General features: G+C 28.1%; 22 protein-coding genes and 1 pseudogene. 8 read left to right on the top strand and 15 right to left on the bottom strand.

The window, feature by feature from the left end:
- Positions 1-54 precede the first annotated feature (54 nt).
- Positions 55-168, top strand: a pseudogene (locus DR024_RS18285) (IS30 family transposase); the annotation flags it as partial.
- Positions 169-453: 285 nt separating this feature from the next.
- Here the strand turns inward: DR024_RS18285 and DR024_RS09435 are convergent.
- Positions 454-828 carry a hypothetical protein gene (locus tag DR024_RS09435; RefSeq protein ID WP_055183563.1) on the bottom strand — a complete coding sequence of 125 codons (375 nt, stop codon included), beginning with the start codon at positions 826-828 and terminating at the stop codon, positions 454-456.
- 383 nt (positions 829-1,211) lie between these two features.
- Positions 1,212-1,751, bottom strand: coding sequence for a hypothetical protein (locus DR024_RS09430; RefSeq protein WP_055183564.1), 540 nt, complete (start codon positions 1,749-1,751; stop codon positions 1,212-1,214).
- Between the two features lie 183 nt (positions 1,752-1,934).
- Between DR024_RS09430 and DR024_RS09425 the strand changes: the two genes are divergently transcribed.
- Positions 1,935-2,432 carry a hypothetical protein gene (locus DR024_RS09425; protein ID WP_055183565.1) on the top strand — a complete coding sequence of 166 codons (498 nt, stop codon included), beginning with the start codon at positions 1,935-1,937 and terminating at the stop codon, positions 2,430-2,432.
- Between the two features lie 191 nt (positions 2,433-2,623).
- Positions 2,624-3,403 (top strand): histidinol-phosphatase, encoded by a 780-nt coding sequence (locus DR024_RS09420; RefSeq protein ID WP_027099727.1) that lies wholly within the window; start codon positions 2,624-2,626, stop codon positions 3,401-3,403.
- Positions 3,404-3,538: 135 nt separating this feature from the next.
- Here DR024_RS09420 and DR024_RS09415 read toward each other — a convergent pair whose 3' ends face one another.
- Entirely contained in the window at positions 3,539-3,934 is a 396-nt protein-coding gene (locus DR024_RS09415; RefSeq protein ID WP_049179712.1) for a HEPN domain-containing protein, read from the bottom strand.
- 2 nt (positions 3,935-3,936) lie between these two features.
- Positions 3,937-4,293 carry a nucleotidyltransferase family protein gene (locus DR024_RS09410; RefSeq protein ID WP_027099725.1) on the bottom strand — a complete coding sequence of 119 codons (357 nt, stop codon included), beginning with the start codon at positions 4,291-4,293 and terminating at the stop codon, positions 3,937-3,939.
- Positions 4,294-4,448: 155 nt separating this feature from the next.
- On the opposite strand from DR024_RS09410, the gene DR024_RS09405 reads away from it, so the two are divergent.
- Positions 4,449-4,898 (top strand): hypothetical protein, encoded by a 450-nt coding sequence (locus tag DR024_RS09405; RefSeq protein ID WP_141668618.1) that lies wholly within the window; start codon positions 4,449-4,451, stop codon positions 4,896-4,898.
- Positions 4,899-4,980: 82 nt separating this feature from the next.
- On the opposite strand, the gene DR024_RS09400 is transcribed toward DR024_RS09405, so the two are convergent.
- Both DR024_RS09400 and DR024_RS09395 read right to left on the bottom strand, forming a co-directional pair.
- Complete coding sequence (locus DR024_RS09400; RefSeq protein ID WP_242829746.1) at positions 4,981-6,834, bottom strand: glycoside hydrolase family 13 protein; 1,854 nt, start codon at positions 6,832-6,834, stop codon at positions 4,981-4,983.
- Complete coding sequence (locus DR024_RS09395) at positions 6,824-8,158, bottom strand: MATE family efflux transporter (RefSeq protein ID WP_242983101.1); 1,335 nt, start codon at positions 8,156-8,158, stop codon at positions 6,824-6,826. Before DR024_RS09395 ends, DR024_RS09400 begins: the two co-directional genes overlap by 11 nt.
- A 116-nt stretch (positions 8,159-8,274) precedes the next feature.
- On the opposite strand from DR024_RS09395, the gene DR024_RS09390 reads away from it, so the two are divergent.
- From DR024_RS09390 to DR024_RS09375, 4 genes are all read left to right on the top strand, one after another.
- Positions 8,275-8,943: a helix-turn-helix transcriptional regulator gene (locus DR024_RS09390; RefSeq protein ID WP_027099721.1), complete on the top strand. Its 669-nt coding sequence runs from the start codon at positions 8,275-8,277 to the stop codon at positions 8,941-8,943.
- Between the two features lie 129 nt (positions 8,944-9,072).
- Positions 9,073-10,629, top strand: coding sequence for an MBOAT family O-acyltransferase (locus DR024_RS09385; protein ID WP_055183566.1), 1,557 nt, complete (start codon positions 9,073-9,075; stop codon positions 10,627-10,629).
- Between the two features lie 10 nt (positions 10,630-10,639).
- The gene (locus DR024_RS09380) at positions 10,640-11,752 is read left to right on the top strand and encodes a hypothetical protein (RefSeq protein ID WP_099327746.1); all 1,113 of its coding nucleotides are present in this window, start codon (positions 10,640-10,642) and stop codon (positions 11,750-11,752) included.
- Positions 11,753-11,910: 158 nt separating this feature from the next.
- Entirely contained in the window at positions 11,911-12,414 is a 504-nt protein-coding gene (locus DR024_RS09375; RefSeq protein ID WP_055253647.1) for a hypothetical protein, read from the top strand.
- A gap of 56 nt (positions 12,415-12,470) precedes the next feature.
- Here the strand turns inward: DR024_RS09375 and DR024_RS09370 are convergent, their stop codons facing one another.
- From DR024_RS09370 to DR024_RS09330, 9 genes are all read right to left on the bottom strand, one after another.
- Positions 12,471-13,541, bottom strand: a complete 1,071-nt coding sequence (locus DR024_RS09370) for an amidase family protein (RefSeq protein WP_051196078.1) — start codon at positions 13,539-13,541, stop codon at positions 12,471-12,473.
- Between the two features lie 50 nt (positions 13,542-13,591).
- Complete coding sequence (locus DR024_RS09365; protein WP_055183567.1) at positions 13,592-14,803, bottom strand: phosphopentomutase; 1,212 nt, start codon at positions 14,801-14,803, stop codon at positions 13,592-13,594.
- Positions 14,804-14,819: 16 nt separating this feature from the next.
- Positions 14,820-15,980: a YhfX family PLP-dependent enzyme gene (locus DR024_RS09360; RefSeq protein ID WP_049179696.1), complete on the bottom strand. Its 1,161-nt coding sequence runs from the start codon at positions 15,978-15,980 to the stop codon at positions 14,820-14,822.
- A gap of 14 nt (positions 15,981-15,994) precedes the next feature.
- Positions 15,995-17,101 (bottom strand): aminotransferase class V-fold PLP-dependent enzyme, encoded by a 1,107-nt coding sequence (locus DR024_RS09355; protein ID WP_027099714.1) that lies wholly within the window; start codon positions 17,099-17,101, stop codon positions 15,995-15,997.
- A 14-nt stretch (positions 17,102-17,115) separates the two neighbouring features.
- On the bottom strand, positions 17,116-17,994 hold the full coding sequence (locus tag DR024_RS09350; RefSeq protein WP_172458934.1) for a phosphotriesterase family protein: 879 nt from the start codon (positions 17,992-17,994) through the stop codon (positions 17,116-17,118).
- 126 nt (positions 17,995-18,120) lie between these two features.
- Entirely contained in the window at positions 18,121-19,407 is a 1,287-nt protein-coding gene (locus DR024_RS09345) for a YhfT family protein (protein ID WP_049179693.1), read from the bottom strand.
- Positions 19,408-19,477: 70 nt separating this feature from the next.
- Complete coding sequence (locus DR024_RS09340; protein WP_111918600.1) at positions 19,478-21,214, bottom strand: serine hydrolase; 1,737 nt, start codon at positions 21,212-21,214, stop codon at positions 19,478-19,480.
- 34 nt (positions 21,215-21,248) lie between these two features.
- Entirely contained in the window at positions 21,249-21,605 is a 357-nt protein-coding gene (locus tag DR024_RS09335) for a DUF2620 domain-containing protein (protein WP_027099711.1), read from the bottom strand.
- Positions 21,606-21,624: 19 nt separating this feature from the next.
- Positions 21,625-21,975: a PRD domain-containing protein gene (locus tag DR024_RS09330; RefSeq protein WP_027099710.1), complete on the bottom strand. Its 351-nt coding sequence runs from the start codon at positions 21,973-21,975 to the stop codon at positions 21,625-21,627.
- Positions 21,976-22,013: the final 38 nt, after the last annotated feature.

The raw sequence follows: 22,013 nt of genomic DNA, 5'->3' as shown, positions 1-22,013 counted from the left end.
ATATAAATTTTATCTTGACTAATTGTAAAATAAAACTGAACTAATAAAAAATCCATAGTAAATTATCCATGTTATGATATTGCTTTTGTAGAAGATTGGATGAAAACTCTTCCAAGAAGAATACTGAAATATAAAACTCCAGAAGAGTTATTTTTCACTAATATTTAGAACGATTTTTATCAACTTCAAGATAAATAATCATTTTATTACAAGTAGGACATACAAAGGCTTGATTTTGAATGATTTTCCATTTAAAATAGCTACCTCTTTTTAGGTATATATAGCTAGCTTTAGAATTAGGATCATCAGATTCCTAAGTATTTGCATAACGATCACCAATTAAGTTTCCAGCTATCATGGTATTAGAGCAATATGGACATTTCATAATATCACCTCCTATACTAAATTATTTTAAATATTAATTTTTGAGAAGTTTTTAAAAGTCATATTTCATTATTTAAAGAGATTTTTATCTTTGTAAAGTAGATATGCAAGAAATAGCCATAAGAATAGCCTTGGTATCAAAGTTGTCAAATCTCCAATAATTAACAAATAAGTACAATCTATTAAAACTAATAGATATATTATAAATACTCCTATTTTATTTTTTCTAAGGATTAAAATAAATGAGGCAAAAGATATTAATGATAGAATAAAATAACAAATAATTTCATTAAAGGTATAAGGAATTTTCTTTAATAGTAATGGATTTATAATTGGTGTTAATAACAAAAGTGACCCAATACCATTAGATATAGTTGCAATAATTAATATTATGCTTAGTAATTTATTAAATTTTAAATTTTGATAGTTAAATAATTTACTCATAATAATCACTCCATTATTATACATATATAATATTATAGAAACGCAAGCTTTTAATTTTATAAAATTTAATGCCTTACAAATGGCATAAAACCGTTAAGATCTTTAACTTCGCAAAAATTGCATTTAGCGAAGTTAAAAGTGTTATATAGAAAAATATGGTATAATTTGTGTAGATTTATTTTTTAGTTATGGGGTTATTTAGGAAATTAATTATAGATGTACTGTACTTTACTGTACATATACGATAATTGATACAATAAAAGAGTACTGTGGGAAATAAACTACTAATATACACCTTTAATATAGTATAAGAGATAAAGTCCAAGGCTTACAGAGCTTTAGACTTTTTTATTCATTAAAGATATTTTTAACGAGGTCATAATCTAATTAGTAATGTTTTCAATAAAGTTTTTATATTGCTCTTCAGAATTGAAAAGATTATTTGGAATCAGAATAGGATATAGAGCTTTTACAAACTTTGGAGATTTTTTTGGTGATATTAAAATAAAAGTGATTTCATTTAATTTTACAATTTCTAGTATTGTTATATCAGGATTTTTTGTTAGTTTTATACTTTTTGTATTATTTGAATAATAATATGAAGTATCTATTTTTTCAATCATTTGTTCGCCACTAGAAATAATAGATTTTTTTAATCCATGTAACGATAGCTTTGGAAATAGAAAAAATGAAGTTATAGTTAAAATAGCCCAAGTTAAAAAAGGTTTAATATATGAATCCTTCCATAACATTTTTGTAGAAAGTAACAATAATAAATAGCAGACTACTAAAAGAATAAATAGATAGCAAATAAAATTAGTTTTATTTTTATTTACTAACTTCTTGATAGTTAAATTATTGTTTATAAAATTATCAATATCATTTAAATATAGTTTATCGCTTGAACTGTATTTATAAACCATAATGTCCCTCCTAGCAATAATAATTTATTACCAATATTATACACTGAATTTCAAAAAATAGTAATATATTTTTATTTCACATTTATATAAAATTAATCATGTATTACAAAAAACTAATGAATAGTAATAAAATCTTGTTATAATGAATTTTCCAATTATATTTTAATTAAGGGGGCTTACATTTTGAATAAAAAAATATTTATAACCTGTTCTCTAATTTTCATAATAATATTTTTATTTGTTATAAAAACTCTTATTTTTTATAATAAATCTCTAAATTATTATTTAAGTAACAATTTAACTACTATCAGTGCACAATGTGAATATATAGATTTAAACTTTCCTTCTGATAAACATATTGAACGTTCTAAGTTAGAATCTATATTTATGGCATTTCAGGATGTTATAAAAAACTATGGAGACTTATCAGAAATAGCATATAGAGCAAATGATGAAATATCCTTATCCTACCTTTCAACTCTTCAATCAAAGTTTAATTCAATTTTAAATGATAAACAAAATGTCTACTTATCAGAAGAAGAAATTAATACACTTAATGAAATACATGAGTTTTGTAGTAATTCTAAATTACAAATAGATGAATATACAAAAAAATATGATAATCTTGTTTTTAGAAATAGATGGATAAATTTAGTGAAGCAGACAACCACGAAAAATTAGAATAAATATCCACTCCACCTTTTTCATTATTCTAAATATGGTACCATCATTGCACAAACTTCCTCAAAACCTTTCTGAGTCAGTGTTCCTTTCACTGACTCTTTAAATTTTTCCTCATCCTTCTTATCCCTTTTATTACGTCCTCCTTTGTATTACAATTATAATAGTATAAAACTACTAAGGAGGATTTTATGAAGAACAAAGTTAACTTTCACACACATACATATAGATGTAAACATGCAGTTGGAAATGAAGAAGATTATGTAATTGAAGCTATAAATCAAAACCTTACTACCTTAGGTATGAGTGACCATGGACCATATCCTGATGATAGACTAGGTTTTAGAATGGAATATAAAGAACTTCCTGAATATATTTCTACAGTAGAAAAACTAAAAGAAAAATATAAAGACAAAATCAAATTATATTGTGGTCTAGAAATTGAATACGACCCAAATTCTTATGATTACTATAAATACTTATTAAATGAACTACATCTAGATTACTTAGCTTTAGGTCAACATGTATTTACTCATAAGGGGAATTTTTGCAACTCATTTGAATTAACTAGTACTGATGAATACATATCTTATGCTAATAGCATAGTTGAAGCATTTAGCACAGGATTCTTTAAATTTCTTTGCCATCCTGACTTAATATTTTTAAATGACTTTCCTTGGGATGATAATTGCGAAAAGGCATGTGATATTATAATCCAAGGTGCAAAGAAATATAACATGATCCTTGAGATTAATGGAAATGGTGTAAGACGTGGAATAAATGAATTCTGTGATGGAAAAAGGTATCATTATCCTCATGAAAACTTTTGGAAAAAGGTTAGTAAAAATAATTTAAGAGTAATTATAAATTCTGACTGCCATAATCCTAAAGACTTATGGGATGAAAATATGGATAAAGCCTACGAATTTGCAAATAAGTTAGATTTAAATATAGTATATGATATATTCTAATTAGAATTTATCTCACAAAAATCAATTCAACACCGCATTTTTACTATAACTTCTTAAGTTCTTAACTTTTTAAGAACTTAAGAAGCTATATTTTTTCATATAAAAAAAGCGTCGCAATAGAAAAACAAATTTTCTCTATTGCGGCAGCTCCATTGATTTTCTAATTTCTTTTAATTCATTGAGTAACTCAAAAAATCTTTCCAAATATTCCTCATATTCATTATGATCTAATATTTCATAATCATCTGATGCATATCTACGACTAAAATAAAAATCCTTTAATTCTCTGCAAAGTCCCTTATATTCTTTAAGCTTTGGAAAATCACTCAAATATAAAGTTTCTAATAATTTCACAAGATTATGTTCCCTATTTACCACTCCATACTTTTTAGTAATTATACCTTTTAAGTTTTTTTCTATACATTGTTGACAGTGTACTAACACTCCATCTTCTAACCCCTCTATATTCTTTGTATTATAAATAAATTTTTCATCTATATCTGCAAAATAAAACATATCTCTCTTTACCAATGTTACCATCTCCTTATATCTATTAAATCCTTAGTAATTGCTTGTTCAAATGATGGGCTTAATGATAATTCTAAAAATCTCCTTTTAGTATATAACTTTAAATCCACGTCTCTTTCTATTCCAAGCTCTTCTATCTTATCTTCCAAAAAATGTCTTAACTCTTTTAATTCTCTAATTGATTTATCTTCATCAATTAAAGCTAATATATCTATATCGCTATACTTAGAATACATTCCTTTCGAAATTGATCCAAAAAGATATATATCAGTAACCTTAAGGATTCCTAATATGCATTCTTTTATTTTTATTATTTCATTCTTTAAGCATATATCTAAATTATAATCCACATCAAATCTCATATTATCCTCCACTTATGACTCATAGCTATATTATATTATTTAACCTTATCTATTACAATAATACATATATTGAACTTCTCACCCCTTTCTTTATATTGTAAAATAATACTAATATACATTATTACTTAATCATTTTATTTCTCTATGCTATTGGAATGGTGGTATCATACTTCAGATCAGCCACTCATTATATTAAAAAGCATAAAACAGATCCTATCTATAAAGTTAAACTTAATTCTAATTTAACTACTTATTTCACAGTATCATTAACAATTATCACCTTAATTATTCTGATTAAAACTTCTATAGCTACTATTCTTTTTTTAATAATCATTTTAGATGGTATAAACGAAATTATTGAATACTATGTTAATAAATATCTATATTTCTTTGATAATGGTCTATTTATGCATGGTAAGTTCATTGAGTATTCATCAATAAAAAAAGTTAAAATATTAGATACCAAAAGAAAAACATTATTTAAATTACAAATAGAATTTGATAATACTACCCTATCAGAAAACATTAATCACTTATATAAAGATGAAGTAGCTAATTATCTTTCAAGAAATTTACCTGAGGTATTTAATTGCTTAAATACATGATAAAAAGACTAGAAAATGTTTTATATCCATTTTCTAGTCTTTTTTATTTGTAAATAACATTATTTAAGAATTTATATTTCAATTATAATAGTACTTTAAATTCATATCCCTTTAATTTTATAGACTCCTTAAGATCTATATTCTCTTCATTAAATACATCAAATGCTTTTCTATTTTTTAGTTCATCCATGAAAGGTATAACTATTTCCTCCTTTGAATTATTAATTATTACCGTTATATCTTCCTTTTTATATATCAAAACAGGAGTATTTTTTCCTGCTATCACCCACTTATTTTCTAGTGCTTTAAGCTGTGGATTTACTTTTCTCATATTTATTAATTTTTTAGTAAAATCTAACATATCCTTGTCTTGTTTTTCTTTATCCCAAGCCATACATCTTCTATGAAACTCTTGCCCATTACCTTGATTACCTTCCATGCCTATTTCTGTACCATAATAAATGCAAGGAGAACCAGCTTGAGTAAACATAAATAATAATGCTAACTTTACCTTCTCTTTACTACCTTTAGCTAATGTAAGAATTCTAGGAGTATCATGGCTATCTAAAAGATTAAACATCACTTCATTTACTTGCTTTGGATAGCTTACATTTACTTTATTAATCATGTATTTAAACTCTTCTCCATTAGCACAATCATAGCAAAAGAAGTCTTTAATCCCATCTCCTAATGGATAATTCATAACACCATTAAATTGATCCCCCATAAGCCAAGGTAAAGAATCATGCCATATCTCTCCTACTATATAACTGTTAGGATTTACTGCTAATATTCTTTCCTTAAACTTTCTCCAAAACACATGATCAATTTCATTACTTACATCTAATCTCCAACCATCAATATTCATTTCACCAGACCAGTACTCCCCAACCTTTAGTAAGTACTCAACAACATCTGGATTTTCTGTATTTAATTTTGGCATTTTAGGGGTTCTTCCAAAGGTTTCATAATTTAGGTTTCTACCATCTAATTTTTCTAGTGGCCTATCTACTGCTGGGAACTTATTTATATGAAACCAATCCTTAAATTTAGATTTTTCACCATTTTTAATTACATCCTGCCATTGAGGTGAAAAATATCCCATATGATTAAACACACCATCTAATAATATTTTCATATTTCTTTTATGCAACTCATCAACTAATTCTTTGAAAGTTTCTTTATCTCCTAAGGCTGGATCAATTTGGAAATAATCGATTGTTTCATATCTATGATTAGATGTTGCTTTAAAAATAGGACATAGATATAATCCTGTAATTCCCAAATCCTCTAAATAATCAAGTTTCTCTATTATTCCTCTTAAGTCCCCTCCCATGAAGTTTTTACCTGTTGGCTCTGTTCCCCAAGGCTCCACTCCTTCAGGATTTATAGATGGATCTCCATTATTAAATCTATCAGGAAATATTTGATACCAAATCATATCTTTTGCCCATTCTGGTGATTTAGGAACATCTATATTATTCAAATAAGGGAAACAAAAGAAATCAGAGACTTTGCTTAATATATAGATATCATCATTTTTTCCTAATTCATATATCTTCTTTTCAGTAAAAAGGATTTTTTCCTCTTTCCCTTCTAATATAAATGCATATCTCGACCTCTTTTTTTCTGGCTTATATTCTCCTATCCAATAATCAAAATACTCTGTTTCAACCTCTTTTTTCATAGGAAGAGTTTCAGCTTTCCATCCTGTACCTCCAGCACCTAAGTTACCACCATCTGCTCCCCCAACTTCCCATATATAAGGATCTCCAATTCTTAAATAAGCTTTTTTTACTTCTCCTTTTTTGGTCCTAATCCTTAAATGTAAGGTTTCACTATCATATCCATAAGAATAATTACTCTTTGGAAGATGAAAAATTCCTTCTCTTGTTATTCTGCCACACATTTTATCCTCTCCTTCTCTATCTAACAAATGATTTTTCTTCCCACTTTCTTGATTTCCACCTTAATGCCACTAAAACTCCTCTTATGATTTCATCTAATGCAAATCCTATCCATACTCCAATTAACCCAAGTCCTAGCCCTATACCTAAAACATAAGAAATTCCAACAGCAAAAGTCCACATTGAAAATATTGCTATATATACAGGAAACTTTACATCTCCAGTTGCTCTTAAACCATTAATACCTATAAGATTCGTTGTCCTTCCAAACTCAAGAAATATATTTACAAATAAAACCTGACTTCCTAAGGATAATATCTCTTCATTAGTTGTAAATATTGCCAATATATACTTTCCAACTATAGCAAGTAAAATACTCATACTAATTGTTACAATTAGAGATCTAGTAACACAGTATTTAAATAAGTTAAATGCTTTATCTTTTTCACCTTCACCAATAAGCCTTCCTATTAAAATACTTCCCCCTTGGGCAACCCCTTGTGCAAAAAGATAGGCTAAAAAAGCAATATTTCCAACATAAGTTTTTGTAGCCATACTGGCTATACCTATGGTATTTATTATGCTTGTTATAACTAATTGGCTTAAGTTATATGAAAGTTGTTCTCCTAATGTTGGAAGTCCTATTGAAACTATATTTTTTAAATGATTAACAGGAAATATTTTAAATAAATCCAATTTAAACTTATTCATAACCACCTTATAAACTCTATATCCTAAAAAAATACAAGCTATAACCTTACTTAATGTAGTTGATATAGCTGCACCTGCAATCCCTAGCTGTAGAAATCCAAAATTACCAAATATCAATATATAATTCCCTATTACATTTACTACATTCATTAATATAGTTATCTTCATACAGGTTTTTGTAAGTCCATATGCTCTTAATATTGCTGTAAATGTCATCATTATTGCTGCAACAAAACTTGCTCCACCAACAATCCCCATATAAGTATTACCCATAGAAATTAATTCACTTGGAGTGTTTAACAATTTAAACATAAACTCCCCACCAAGAATTATTACTATACTTAAAACTATACCAAGAACTCCATTTACTCCTATTGATAAGCCACAAATTTCAACTATATTTTTTTCATCCTTATTGGAGCCAAAGTATTGAGTTAATAAAATGGTTGTCCCAGATGTAATTACTACAAACATAAGGTTTACCATCCATATTATTTGGTTAGATACTCCAACTATTGCTACTGCTTCATCTGAATATTTACCAAGCATGAATATATCAATACTACCTAATAAATACATTAGTATAAGCTCTATCATTATTGGCCAAGTTATTGAAAGAAGCTTGCTTTTTATCTCTTTCATATAAATACCTCTCAAATTATTAAATTCACTTGAATTATAGCACCATACAACTTTATAGCTTTTATATTTTTTAGTTTTTTTGTATAATTTTTATATAATATATTAGGAGTGATGATATGGATAAGTTTATTGGAGATGACGATTTCTTTTATACTGACTTCTTTATTTTGATAAAGACAAATAACTTTCCTCAAATTTTAGAGAGATTAAAAAAGAAACATGAATATGAAAATTCAATAGATAAGGATATCTTAGAAAAAAAACATGACCTTATTATTTGGAATGCTTTTTTATCAAAGGAAGTAATTAAGGATAGGATAATAAAAACAGCTCTTCACGATATTTATAATAAATTTTATTTAGAAATACTAAAATGTACTTCACTAAAAGATTTGCAGGAGCTAGAAATAGAGATATTTAAACAATATATTACTAGAATTATATCTAATATGGAGGTTACAAATAGCTTAACTGTTAACCGTTCCTTAAGATATATACACATGCATATAGAAAACTACTTTTCCTTAAATAAAATGGCTAATGAACTTAACGTTTCTGCTTCATATATTAGTACATTATTCAAAAAAACTATGGGTATATCCATTAATGAATATGTACATGAAGTTAAGATAAATAGAGCTAAAATTCTCTTAAAAACCACCTCTAAAACTATGATTGAAATAGCTCAACAGCTTGGATATTCAGATTCAAGTCATTTTTCTAAGAAATTTAAAGAAAAGGAAGGGCTATCACCTATATCTTATAGAAATAATAATGGTTTTTAAGTTTCTATTTGTATCCCCCTAATCTTACAAATATTAAAATATTTTCTTAAGATTCCCTTATTTTTTGGAAAAATATTGATAAAATAAGATATAATATTTCATGACATCTTATTTTATGGAGGATAAATTATGAGCTTTAACTCTTATGAATTTTTAATTTTCTTTTTACCAATATCCTTAATTGGATATTATGGTTTACATAAGTTAAATAATAAGAAATCTCTTGTATTTTGGTTATGTCTAGCCTCCCTTTTCTTTTATGGAGCTAATAACCCAAAAGTTATTCTTATATTTTTCTTATCTATAATAACTAATTATATATTTACCAAAGTAATTTTATCTAAAAATAATACAAGCCTCACCAAAAGCTTCTTAATTTTAGGAATTACTTTAAACATATTATTTTTATGTTTCTTTAAATACTTTAACTTTAAAAATATTGTATTCCCGCTAGGAATAAGCTTTATTACATTCCAGCAAATATCATTACTTTATGATAGCTATAAAGGAAATGTTAATGATTTTTCATTTTTAAATTATCTATTTTACATAACATTTTTCCCTAAGGTTATTTCAGGCCCTTTAGTTAACTATAATTCATTAACTGAAGAGCTAGATAAAAGCAGTAAAAGTGAAGTAAATTATGCTAGTATTTCTAAAGGAATATTCCTATTTTCCATTGGATTATTTAAAAAGGTAATTATTGCAGATACAATTGCACTAATAGTTACTAATGGATTTGATCTAAGTTCAAATTTAAATTTTCTTGAGGGGTGGATTACAGCATTAAGCTATACTCTTCAAATATATTTTGACTTTAGCGGATATAGTGATATGGCAATAGGAATAGCTGCACTGTTCAATATAAATTTACCAATGAACTTTAATACTCCTTACAAATCTAGGTCTATAAAGGAATTTTGGCAGCGTTGGCATATAACTTTAGGTACCTTCTTTACTAGATATCTTTATATTCCTTTAGGAGGAAATAGAAAAGGACAAGCACGAACATACTTAAACTTATTTATTATCTTCTTAATAAGTGGAATATGGCATGGTACAGGCTTGGGATTTATTATATGGGGTATCTTACACGGAATTGCACGTGTAATTAATCAAATATTTATAGATAAAAAAATACATGTAAATAAATATTTATCTATATTTATTACATTTAACTTTGTAAATATTGCTTGGGTATTTTTTAGAGCAACTGATTTAAAGTCTGCATTTAAAGTTTTAAAAGCAATGTTTGACTTCTCATTTATCCCAGAAATACTTCCTTTATTTAAGGATAACTTTAAGGTTATAACTACAATATTAATAATTGCAGTCCTTCTAGTTACTTTAAGTAAGATAAATAAACTTAATAAGATTAACAATAAATTGATAATAAAAATATCTCTTTCCATATTAATTATATTATTTGGAGCAGATTTCTTTATAAATGGAAACTTTAATTTCTTAAAAGATGCTCTAGCAAACTTAGACTTTGGTTCTGATTTTGTTATGGCTCTAAAGATTGCAATTATAGGTTTTATACTTATATGTGTAGACTTTAAAAATATTATTTCAACTGAGGACTTTAATCCTACTTTTGTAAATTTAGTACTAGCTTCATTACTTACTTTCATTTCAACATTAAACTTTGATAAAGTTAGTGACTTTATTTACAAGAGCTTTTAGGAGGTGCAAAATGAATAAGCATAAAAAATGGTGTATAGGTTTTTTAGGTATAATGCTAGTAAGCTTATTTACAATGGGATTTGCAATATACTCTATAGACCCTTATCAAATATATAACTTTAACAATCCATCAAAAGAATTTATGGAATCCAGGTCTTTATATATTCAAAGATATCTAGCTGCTGGATTTGCAAAGAACTTGGATTATGAAACTATTTTAGTTGGAAGCTCTATGAGTGAAAACATGACTGTTAACAAAATGGATGAAGCTTTTGACACAAAATCAGCTAAGCTTTCTATCTCTGGAGGAACCCCTTATGAGATAAAAAATGTGTTAAAAAAAGCAATCTCTACTGGAAAAGTAAAAAATGCAATAGTTTGTGTAGATGGTTATATGTATAAGAATGAAATAGATTTTCATAGAACTCCATACCCTGAATACTTATATGATAACAATCCTTTTAATGACTTAAGATACCTTTTAAATCTTGTTATTTTTAAGGATGCAGTACAATTATATACTAATAATAAATCAACTCCTGAAGGGTTTGATATAAATAATCTTTATTTAGATAATCCTAATACAATCTATTCTTATGACAGAGTGTTAGATGGTTATGAGGTTCCAATTTATTCTGACATAAGAGATAATACTTTAGAGAATGATTTTAAGAGAATGTTAAGCTTCCCTAAAGACAATGAACACTATATCCTTATGCAAAAAAACTTTGAAGCTAACCTTCTTTCAATAATAAAGGATAATCCTGATGTAAACTTTAAGTTATACTACCCACCAAATTCAATCCTATATTGGAACAGAACAGTTGGTGGTGATCAGCACCTAAGATTATTAAGATTTAAGCAATATATGTATGAAACCCTTAGAGAATACCCTAATGTTGAAATATATGATTTCCAAGATGTAAAGCAAATAACTTTTAACCTTGAATATTACAAAGATAGTTCTCACTACTCAAAGGAAGTATGTGACAAACTAATTGAAAGAATGGCAACAAAGACTGATTTGCTTACAGATGATAACTATCTTCAAAAGATTGAAAATCTATCAAATCAATTGCAAAATGCTACATTAAAAGAAATAAGAGAATACTCTAAAAGGTAACTAAAGGTAAAAAAGAGAAATCCCATAGCGATTTCTCTTTTTAATCTTCTAAATAAAATTCACTAATAACTTCTTATTGTTTATTTAAGAAAAATATTAACCTGCCGACTCTAAGCATATGGTATAATTTTACTATAGCTGTGTGGGAGGTTTTTATAATGAAACTTATCTTTGCCTTACTTTTTATTCTACTAATTTTAATTCTTACTTACTATATTTATAAAAACTCATCAATTTATTATGCTAAAACAAATAAAGAATCACTTATATGTAAAGTAAGATGCTCCTCAAGGACTTCAATATTTTTCTTAGTATTTTCAGCAATAATAATCTTACTTCTAATAAATGAAATAATGAATTTCAGCACATTTAATTTTTATTATTTATTTGCTTTTATGTATTTACCACAATACATCCTATTTTTGCTATCTGATACCACTATATATTTTTTTAAGGATAGAATTATCTCAAGTAATACCACTATAAAACTTAGTGATATATCTAAGATAGAAATTAAACCTACAAAAAGACCTAATAAGTTTTCCTTACTTATTACTCAAGGAAAATCAACCTATGTAGAAACTATTTATAGTAACGGAAGAGAAAAACTTATTGAAAGCTTAAAGCCTTTATTAAATGAAAATATAGAATTTATATATTAAGAGGCTGTCTTAAGACAGCCTCTTAACTTTCTCTATAACTTCATGATTTGTTATATTTAAAAATCTAATGAATTAACGAACTTTTCTTTTCTAATAAAATATTTTTCATATATATCTGGTCTTTTTATAACCTCATTTATTTCTTCTGCTAAAGCAAATAATCCATGTATTTTTTCTTTTCCTTCCTTTGAACACAAGACTATTCCAGATGCAATTTCATTTACTGGTAATGTAATAGCCGAACATCTACATATATTAGCTGATTTTACTAATGCTTTTCCTCCATTTTTAGTTATTTCTTTTGCCCCATTACCCAAAAAGCTCTTTTGAATTGTTTCATCATATCCATATAAATCTATAGGCCCCTCAAAATTAATGATAATATCACCAATATCATTACTAAAAATATTATTAATATCTTTAATGGAACTTTCCCTATTATATATATCCTGAAATCTATATTCCACTATAGTTAATTTATGATAGCTCTTTATTTTATTTAAAATATTAATAACTTTATTATAAATATCTTCCCCCTCTATTGTTTTACATGTATTCTTCTTAGATATAACAACCCTCACTTCTTTTAAAGAATATTCCTCTAGCGACATCAACTCATTAACTACACATTTAAGAGTAGGAAGATCTTTTGAAATCAATCCTATTCCTGGCTTAAAAGCAATGTTATCTGTTGAAACTCCTTTTTTACTTATTTCTAACCCTGCACCTTTTCCTAAGAATGAAAATAAGTTTAAACTTAGTGCTGGTGCTAAAACAGATCCTCCTCCATCTGTTCCTATGCCAAAATCATTTATCCCTTTAAAAACATTTATTGCAGTTCCTGAAGAAGATCCTGTCATTGCTCTATAAGTTAATGGATTTATTAACTCTGTATCTATACTTCTTCCTAAATGAGACATCCTATCTATAGTTGTCCATAAAAACTTTTTATTATTTCTAATGTTATCTATTAAGCTTCTAGGAATATCCCCTGTGTTTTTAACTCCAAAAGTTAAATATTCTTCATCTTTCTCTTTAACTTCTTCTAAAATATTAGGATTAATTTCCATTACAGATTTATTTAAATTATCTTTAGCTAAAACGATAGCTTTATCAATCTTTCTCATAAGGCCTCCTATAAAATAATCTCAGTAAAAATTTACTGAGATTATCTATTCTATATTATTTTACTCAAAAAACTAGTTCCATTTTCAGGTGAAGCAACATTAAAATATTCTGCAACAGTAGCACCTACATCAGAAAGAGTTTCTCTTTCTCCTATATTTACACCTGTTTTTATATTCTTCCCTGTTATCATTAATGGGACCATCTCTCTAGTATGTTTTGAATGTCCTATTGTAGGATCATTCCCATGATCAGCCATAACTATAAGAATATCTTCTTCTTTTAAAGTATTAATAAGTTCTCCTATAAGACTATCTGCAATCTTTAGTTTTTCTGCATATCTATCTACATTTTCACTATGTCCAGCTAGATCTGTTTCTTGCACATTACAACAAATAAACCCATTATTTATCTCTTTAGCTATTTCAATAGTTCTTTCTAGAACAGATTTAGTATCTACCATTGAAATACTTCTTCCTCTTTCATTGATAACTACATCTGCAACTTTTCCAAGTAAATATACAGGTATATTATTTTCAGATAAAATAGTAGTTACTTGTGTTTGAGGATCTACACCATATCCCAAATGAATACACTCATATCCATCATCATACACACCTGACTTTGGCGCATTCACTCCAATAAATCCACCATCTTTTTCTTCAATAGCATTTAATATATTATCTAAAGTAATTCCTTTGCCTCCAAAAGTAATAACTCTTGGAACTTTTACAACTTCTCTAACTAATTTTCCTATTTTTAAAACTTCTTTAAAAGGTATTATATCCAATGCTGATGTAATATTTATAGCCTGTCCTAAATCGCACTCTATATTATCTGCCACAGTTAAGGCTTCTTCTACAATTAATAATTTCTCACTAAATCCTTCTGAGTATCTTACCTTGTATCCTGCTTTCACCAATACTTTATATATTTCATCAATCTTAACCTTTAAAGGTTCAGTAAATGGCTTTTTAGGTCTTGTACCCATTATTTCCTGATGTCCAAAGAATGTATCAGCACCAAAATGAGTTAACTTCCCTTTTCCCCATGTTGCAGTATTACTGAACTTCATACCATTCACTTCTTTGGATAATACATTCATTAATCCTATTTTTTCTAGATTGTTGAGTATTAAATCTTTTCTCTGTTCTAAAATATGTAAACATGTATTAGAACCAATGTCTGTAGGTCTACACTTGCTTACATCATCCATTTCACCAATTCCAAATCCATCTAACACAACAACTATAAACTTTTTCATACTATCACTTCCAAAACTATTTAATTTCCATACCTAGTGAATTGTACAATCCAACTACCTCAGGTTTATTAGTTGAAATTCCTTTCACGACCGCTACATTGCTTCTAGTAACAAATATTTGACTTCTAAAAGCCATAATAACTGTATCTCCAACTTTTGAATTTTCACTTAGTTCAAAATGATAATCTATACTTTCATCTGTTGGTGGAATCACCTTAACCTTCTTAGAATCCTCTAATGACTTTCCTACTAAAGCTTTTTCTACATGTGATCTTCTATAGTGTCCTCCACCATAACAATAAGACTTTTCTTGTAAATTATGCGATACTTCCGATACATAAATTAAAGCTGGGATTTCTGCTGTATTATTATATTTATGGAAAGGAGTTGTACCAGTTAACCCATGCCCTGGCTCTCCATGAGTACCTCCATTTTCACTTATTAGCTTAACGCTTTCTGTGCATGTAGCTGAAGGCATATTTAATTGATCAATTTTCAAATCAAATTTTTCTTCAAGTATTTCTTTTGCTTTTTTAATAGTTTTTATATTATTTGTTGCCTCAATTTTATTTTCTGATTCTTTATATAAAAAACATGGAAAAGATGCTATTCCAGCTATCCTTACATTTTTTAAACTAATTAGTTCACTAACCTTCTCCTCTAACTCACTCAAGAAAAAACCACCATACTGTCCTGAATAAAGGCTATCATTTTCATCTAATACTCTTAGCATTATCTTCTGAGTTATGCCTAGCTCCTTACAAACTAGGTCTATTTGTTTTGCTTTCTCTATAGAATAAACTGTTATATAATCTGGTTTACTTGAAACTATCTTTTTTAATAATGAAGTTGGAATTTGAACAAGATGTCCAACATGACCTATCTTTATTCCATTATTTATCATAACTTCTGCTTCTCTAAAATCTACTACAACTGCACCTTCATAACCCAATTTCATAAGTTCCTTACATACTAAAGGATTTCTACCAATTTGTTTAGACATGAAATATAATTTAACATTATACTTATCAGCTTCTTCTTTAATTCTTCTTGCATTCTCAATAGTTCTATCTAAATCAATTACATAAGTATCAGGCTCAATTACACCTTTTTTATGGAGTTCAAAGGCTACATTTATTAATTCTTTATTTTTTTCGACCGTCTTTTCTAGAAACACCTTACTCCCTCCTTTTATGCTTCATTCATTGCTTCTTTAATTGCACTATTTAATATTCTAATTATAGTATCTGCTCCACTTCTCATCGGATTAATTCTTATCATTCTCTTTTCTAATGTTGGATCAGCAGCTCTAAATGTTCCTGAAACTCTATACATCATTGGAGCAAACTCATACTTAGATTCAGATCCTACTGGATGAGATGCAGCACCATATTTAGGTGTTATTTCAAGAACCTTTTCTGCTATATTTTCTTTTAGTTCAACAATTAATACTTTTGATTGAGCATTAACTAAAAATGCATCCTTTATTTCAGGTATTTCACCTGCTTTCAATCTTTCAACTAATTCCTCATTAACTTGTGACTGTATTGCTAATGACACAGGTGCATACACTAAACCTCTTAAAGCTTCCATTGCTTCAAATCCTTGAACTTGACTTCCACCAGAATAATTTAATGAATATACTTTATCAATAAGTTCTTTCTTTCCGATAAGTACACCAACACCTTCTGGTCCTAATATTTTGAAACATGAAAAACTTCCAAGATCTGCTCCACATTGATTTCCTATCTTCTTAATCTTTAATGCAGCATAATTATCATCAGTTATAATTCTTATATTTGGATTTTCATTTTTTATAGTATGAATTACCTCTTGTAATTCATAACAATCCTCTATCTGCTGCCTTGTATTTTGCACTAATGCCCCCTTTATGTCAGGATTCTCATTTATAACTCTTTTTATATCATTAATGTTATTAAAGTTAGCTTTTACAACCTTAAGACCCATAGTTTCTATTGTTACTTTTGACGTAGGATATATTGGTGCTTCATGTACTAAAATCTTTTCTCCAGACTTCATAAAACTTATAAGGCCCCATCTTATTGCACCTGTCCCTGCACCTCTTACCAAAATTGATGCCTCTGCATCAAATACGTCTGCAAATACTTTTTCAACCTTTTGTGTATAAGTTGGCTTATTTAAGCCTTTTACTACACCTAAATCTCCTAGGGCAAGAACTTCTCTTCCATCAAAATATTTTGTTACTGTATCTATAATTTTAAATTGTAATTCCATAGCTTCTTGTAATGAAATTGAGTTTAACGGAAATGTCTTCATACCTCTTCCCCCTACTATAATTGATAAATTCTTTTTATATTATTAACTAACATATTTTCAATATATTTATCTTTGATTTCTGATTTAAGTAACATTGGTACAAATGTATCTATCAAATATGAATAACCTATTCCACCATTTTCTTTAAAATGAGATTTTCTAGTTATATCAACAGACATAACTATTTGATTTGAATAACCTGATAAACATAATTCTCTTAACCATTTAACTCTATTTTCATCTGGTTGATAATTATTTTTACCAATAGTATCAAATGCTATATTTACACCTTTATCTAAAAGAGATTTCATATATTCTAAATCCCCACTCAAGTCAATATGACTTAAAATCACTTTATTTAAATCAACATTATATTTCTTAAATACATCAACTTGTTCATGTCCTAACTTTCCCAATGTTGTATGAGTTACTATTGGACATCCTGTTTCAATATGAGCCCTACATCCTGCATTTAGAACCTTATGCTCCATATCTTCAATTCTATTTAAACTTGTTCCTATCTCACCAATAACCGAAGCCTTAATCCCTGTATCTTCTATCCCATATAATATTTCATTAATCATAATTTTAGATAATTCTACTTCATCTAGATTGTAAACCTCTTGTGGCAAAAATGGTTCTTTATAATATCCCGTTGCACTTAATATCTTAATCCCACTTTCTTTACTTACTTCATTTACATATTGTAAATCTCTACCCATACCTCTATTAGTCATGTCAATTATTGTTGATACTCCTTTAGAAACTAAATTTCTAAACTCTTCAATCGTTTGCTCCTTATTATCTAAATGACAATCTTTATCTTTTTTTATTCCTGACAAATCTATAGTAGTATGTTCATGAGCATAAATTATTTCTTTATTTATATTCATAAATATCCATCCTAACTAATAATAATTTATTGATACTTATGGGTGAAATCCAATCATAGATTAGATTCCACCCAATTACTTTATCAAAATATCAAAACATAATCTTTTACTTTATAATTGTTAAATTTAAGCTGGTATTTGATATAATCCTATTAAATATAAAATATTAATTAATATACCTACTCCAATTGCTCCAACTGGTCCAACAGCCATATCTACTATTGGCTTCTTTGAAGTCTTATTTAAAACATATAAGCCTACTACCATAAATAATCCAAATCCTGGAGCCATAGCTTGAGCAGCCATCATTCCTCCAACAAGTAATGCTACTTCTAACACCTTACTCATTGCTGTTCTTATATTATCACCACATTTTCTTACACCTGGGAACTTGTCCATTAGCTTAGCTAATACATCTAATAATAAAATCTCAATAGCCATTACTGCTGCTCCAGCTATAAATGCAATTAAAGGATTAGATATTAATAATCCAACAACAAATACAAACGTCATACCTGCTGGTGCATATACACCTGTTGAAATAGCTGTTGTAGCTACTAGTGGAATAAACCCTATACCTCTAGCAAATGCTGTCATAGCAGCTTCAACATTTTTACCTTCAGCTAAAAGATTTAAACTTATAGGATCTCCTGCTAACAAACAAAGACTTGTAGCTGCTGAAATTAATCCTCCCATTACTGCTAATATAGGTAAATTCTTTTTTATTCTCTTTACTCTTTCTGCAAATATTGCTGTTAAATCTACTTTGGTTGCGTTTTCATCTGGCTTTTCTTTCATTGCAAAAGCTATCATAATAATCATACCTGCAAGTAATGCCATACCTTCTTGATCTAGCTTAATTGTGTTTTCTCCAATTTTAAATGTTCCATACATAACTGTAATTTGTCTAACTAATAATGCTATAATTCCTGTAATTAATCCTTTTTTATATCCAAATTGATATGCTACAACTAGTGCTGGAAAAACCGCAAAAGCCACTGTAATCGGAGTTCCAACCATTTTTAATGGTTCTAAGAAATTTACTGGTAATTTAGCAAATAAATCTACAACAAATTGAAGTCCATAAACGATACCTATTCCATATATAGCCCCAACAACTCCTGATAATACAATTCCCTTCTTTCCACTAGGACAGAAAGTTCCAATGATATCTGTACCAAGTAATATACTATGCACTAAAATAATTGATGCTGCTATTGATACAGGAATACCAAAACCTATAACAAGTCCAAAACTAATTGCAAAAGAAGTTGCTGCTAAGGCTTTTCTATTCATTCTACCTTCTAAAAATTCTGGAACAATTGCTCTAAAACCATCGTTAAAAACTGCTATTCCTTGGTTAACTAAAATTGCTGATAATGCACCTAGAAGTGCTATTACTAAATATTGCATTAATATCTCTCCTTATCTAATTAGTTCTTAAATATTTCTATAAAGCTCTATCTTAATTTAATAACATTAACTATTTTTTTAATAATTTAAATATAACTCCTAAAGAACTTATTGCTCCAACCACTAGCATTCCTATATTACCAGCACTATCTCCAGTTTTTACAGGTTGGCTACTTTCAATCTTATCATTATCATTTTCTGACTCATTTTTATCAGTTTCATCTTTATCAGACGGATTTGTAGCAGAATTCTTTTCTATAACAAATTTAATTTCTTTTACAGTTTCCTTACCATATCTACCTTGAGCTTTAACCAATAATGTATGCTCTCCAACTTCTGATATCTCTTCATTTTTATATTCTTTTCCATCAAGTAATACTTCTAATAAAGTATCATTTTCTCCAACTGCTATTTCTGCTTTTACTGATTTAGAATAAACTTTTCCATTCTCAACTCCAGTAATATTTATTTCTGGCATTATAGATTCATATACGATATTACATAACTCTCTACTAAATTTAAAAGTACTAGGATAACTACCTGACTCATTCACTCCATTATTTTGTTTGTTAGTTAACGAAATAATCTGTAAGTCATTTTCTTTATCAAATATTACTTGTGTACCTGAAAATCCTGTATGGCCAAACACATTATCGTTAGCATATTTACCCATGTAGCCGCTATTTTCTCCACCTCTATTTATTTCCCAACCATATCCATGACCAAATTTACTTTGGATTGATGTAAACTCATCTACTGTTGCTTGATCATATAATGTTACTCCATTGTATGTTCCACCATTTAATATAAGTTGCCCTAATTTAGATAAGTCACTAGCTGTAGAAAAAACTCCTGCATGACCAGCTACACCTTTATTTGCATACCATGCATTACCATCATTAACTTCACCAATTAATGTATAATCTCTCCATCCTTTGAAGTCTTCTGCTTCTTCTTCACATACATATCCAAAATTATCATCGTCAACCATCTTATATTCGTATGGATTTCCCCATGAAGTTGCTGCTATTCTATCCTTTAATGAAGCATTTTTATTTAAAGGTACATACATTGTGTCATCCATTCCTAAAGGCTTATATATTTCATTTTCTACATATTCATCTAGCTTTTCACCTGTTACTGCTTCAACAATAAAACCTAAAGTCATAAAACTAAAATCACTATATTTTCTATCTGTTCCAGTTTCGTATTCAAGTGGTAAGTCACATATAAATTTTAATTCTTCTTCCGGAGTAGATGCATAATAAAAAGTTGGTTTCCATGGTGTTAATCCAGATGTATGAGTAAGTAAATCTTTTATTTTCACATTCTCTTTACCATTTTTCCCAAACTCAGGAATGTGCTTTATAACCTTATCATTGACATCTAACTTTCCCTCATATGATAGTTTCATTATTGCTTGTGTTGTAGCCATTACCTTTGTTACTGATGCTAAATCATATATAGTTTCTACAGATGTCTTTCTTGGCTTTTCTAATTCTTTTCCCATATCATATTTTTGAGAATCTCCAAAAGCCTTTTCATATACTATCTTCCCATCTTTAGCAACTAAAACTACTCCCCCTGGGAAAGTTCCATTTTTAATATTCTCATTTACTAAATCGTCAATTTTACTTAAATCATTCTTATCAATATTAACTATACTAGCATTATCTTTTTGCATATAATTGATACTATAAGTACTATTTACCTCCTTTGCATTTACAATTACAGGACTAGCTATCGATATTGATTGACCAAATAAAACTGCTCCTACCAATATTTTTACAACAAGCTTTCTTTTCATAACTATACATCCCCTTTTATAATTTAATACTAACTTATAGTAAGTATTTTAAAATTATTGGAACTACTTCCTCAGCATGTTGAGCTGTAAAACCGTACGCTTTTTTACCTGCTTCAACTTCTGCCTTTATTTCCTCCTCACTTTTAATATGTCCAGGCATTGATATTGTTGCACATTCTCCCATTCCTAGTAGCGCTATTGCCATAGCTAATGCACCACCTCCACCAGTGTTGCATGCACCAAGATATATATCAGCCATACCTGTTTTTATTGCCATAGCTGCCTCTATATCACTCTTGATTTCAATCGTTGCTCTATCTCCTGCTACCTTTGCTGTTATATCAGCCACTTTTTGCTTGTCTATTTGTCCACCAATAACTATTCTTTTCATGAAATTCTCCTCCTAAATCTTATTTATTTAATAGAGTGCAAATATGCATCTCAATAAAATCTCTTTCTTGTCTTGGTAACTCTCCTAATATTTCCTCTAAATAATTTGTAACCTCCACAGCCCTTTTATAATTAATATCAGACTTTACTTGTTCAAATATAAATTCATCTATATTTTCAACTAATTTGTTTTGCTCTATTCTAGTTAATGCTGAAGATAAATGAGTTATAAACATTGCTCCATTTTCTTCCTTTAATTCAATTCCTAGTTTTTCTTTAAAAAATGCTATTACCTTAAGTATTTGGTTATAAGTTTTTTCTGTAATTTGACCTGCATCCCTAAGAATGTTTAATCTTATTGTTAAATCCATCTTTCCACCTCAATGTACAAAATTTTGTATATTAACTT

This window comes from Clostridium paraputrificum, from assembly GCF_900447045.1.
Classification (GTDB): Bacteria; Bacillota; Clostridia; order Clostridiales; family Clostridiaceae; genus Clostridium; species Clostridium paraputrificum.
This window is presented reverse-complemented; position numbering and strand designations above follow the sequence as displayed.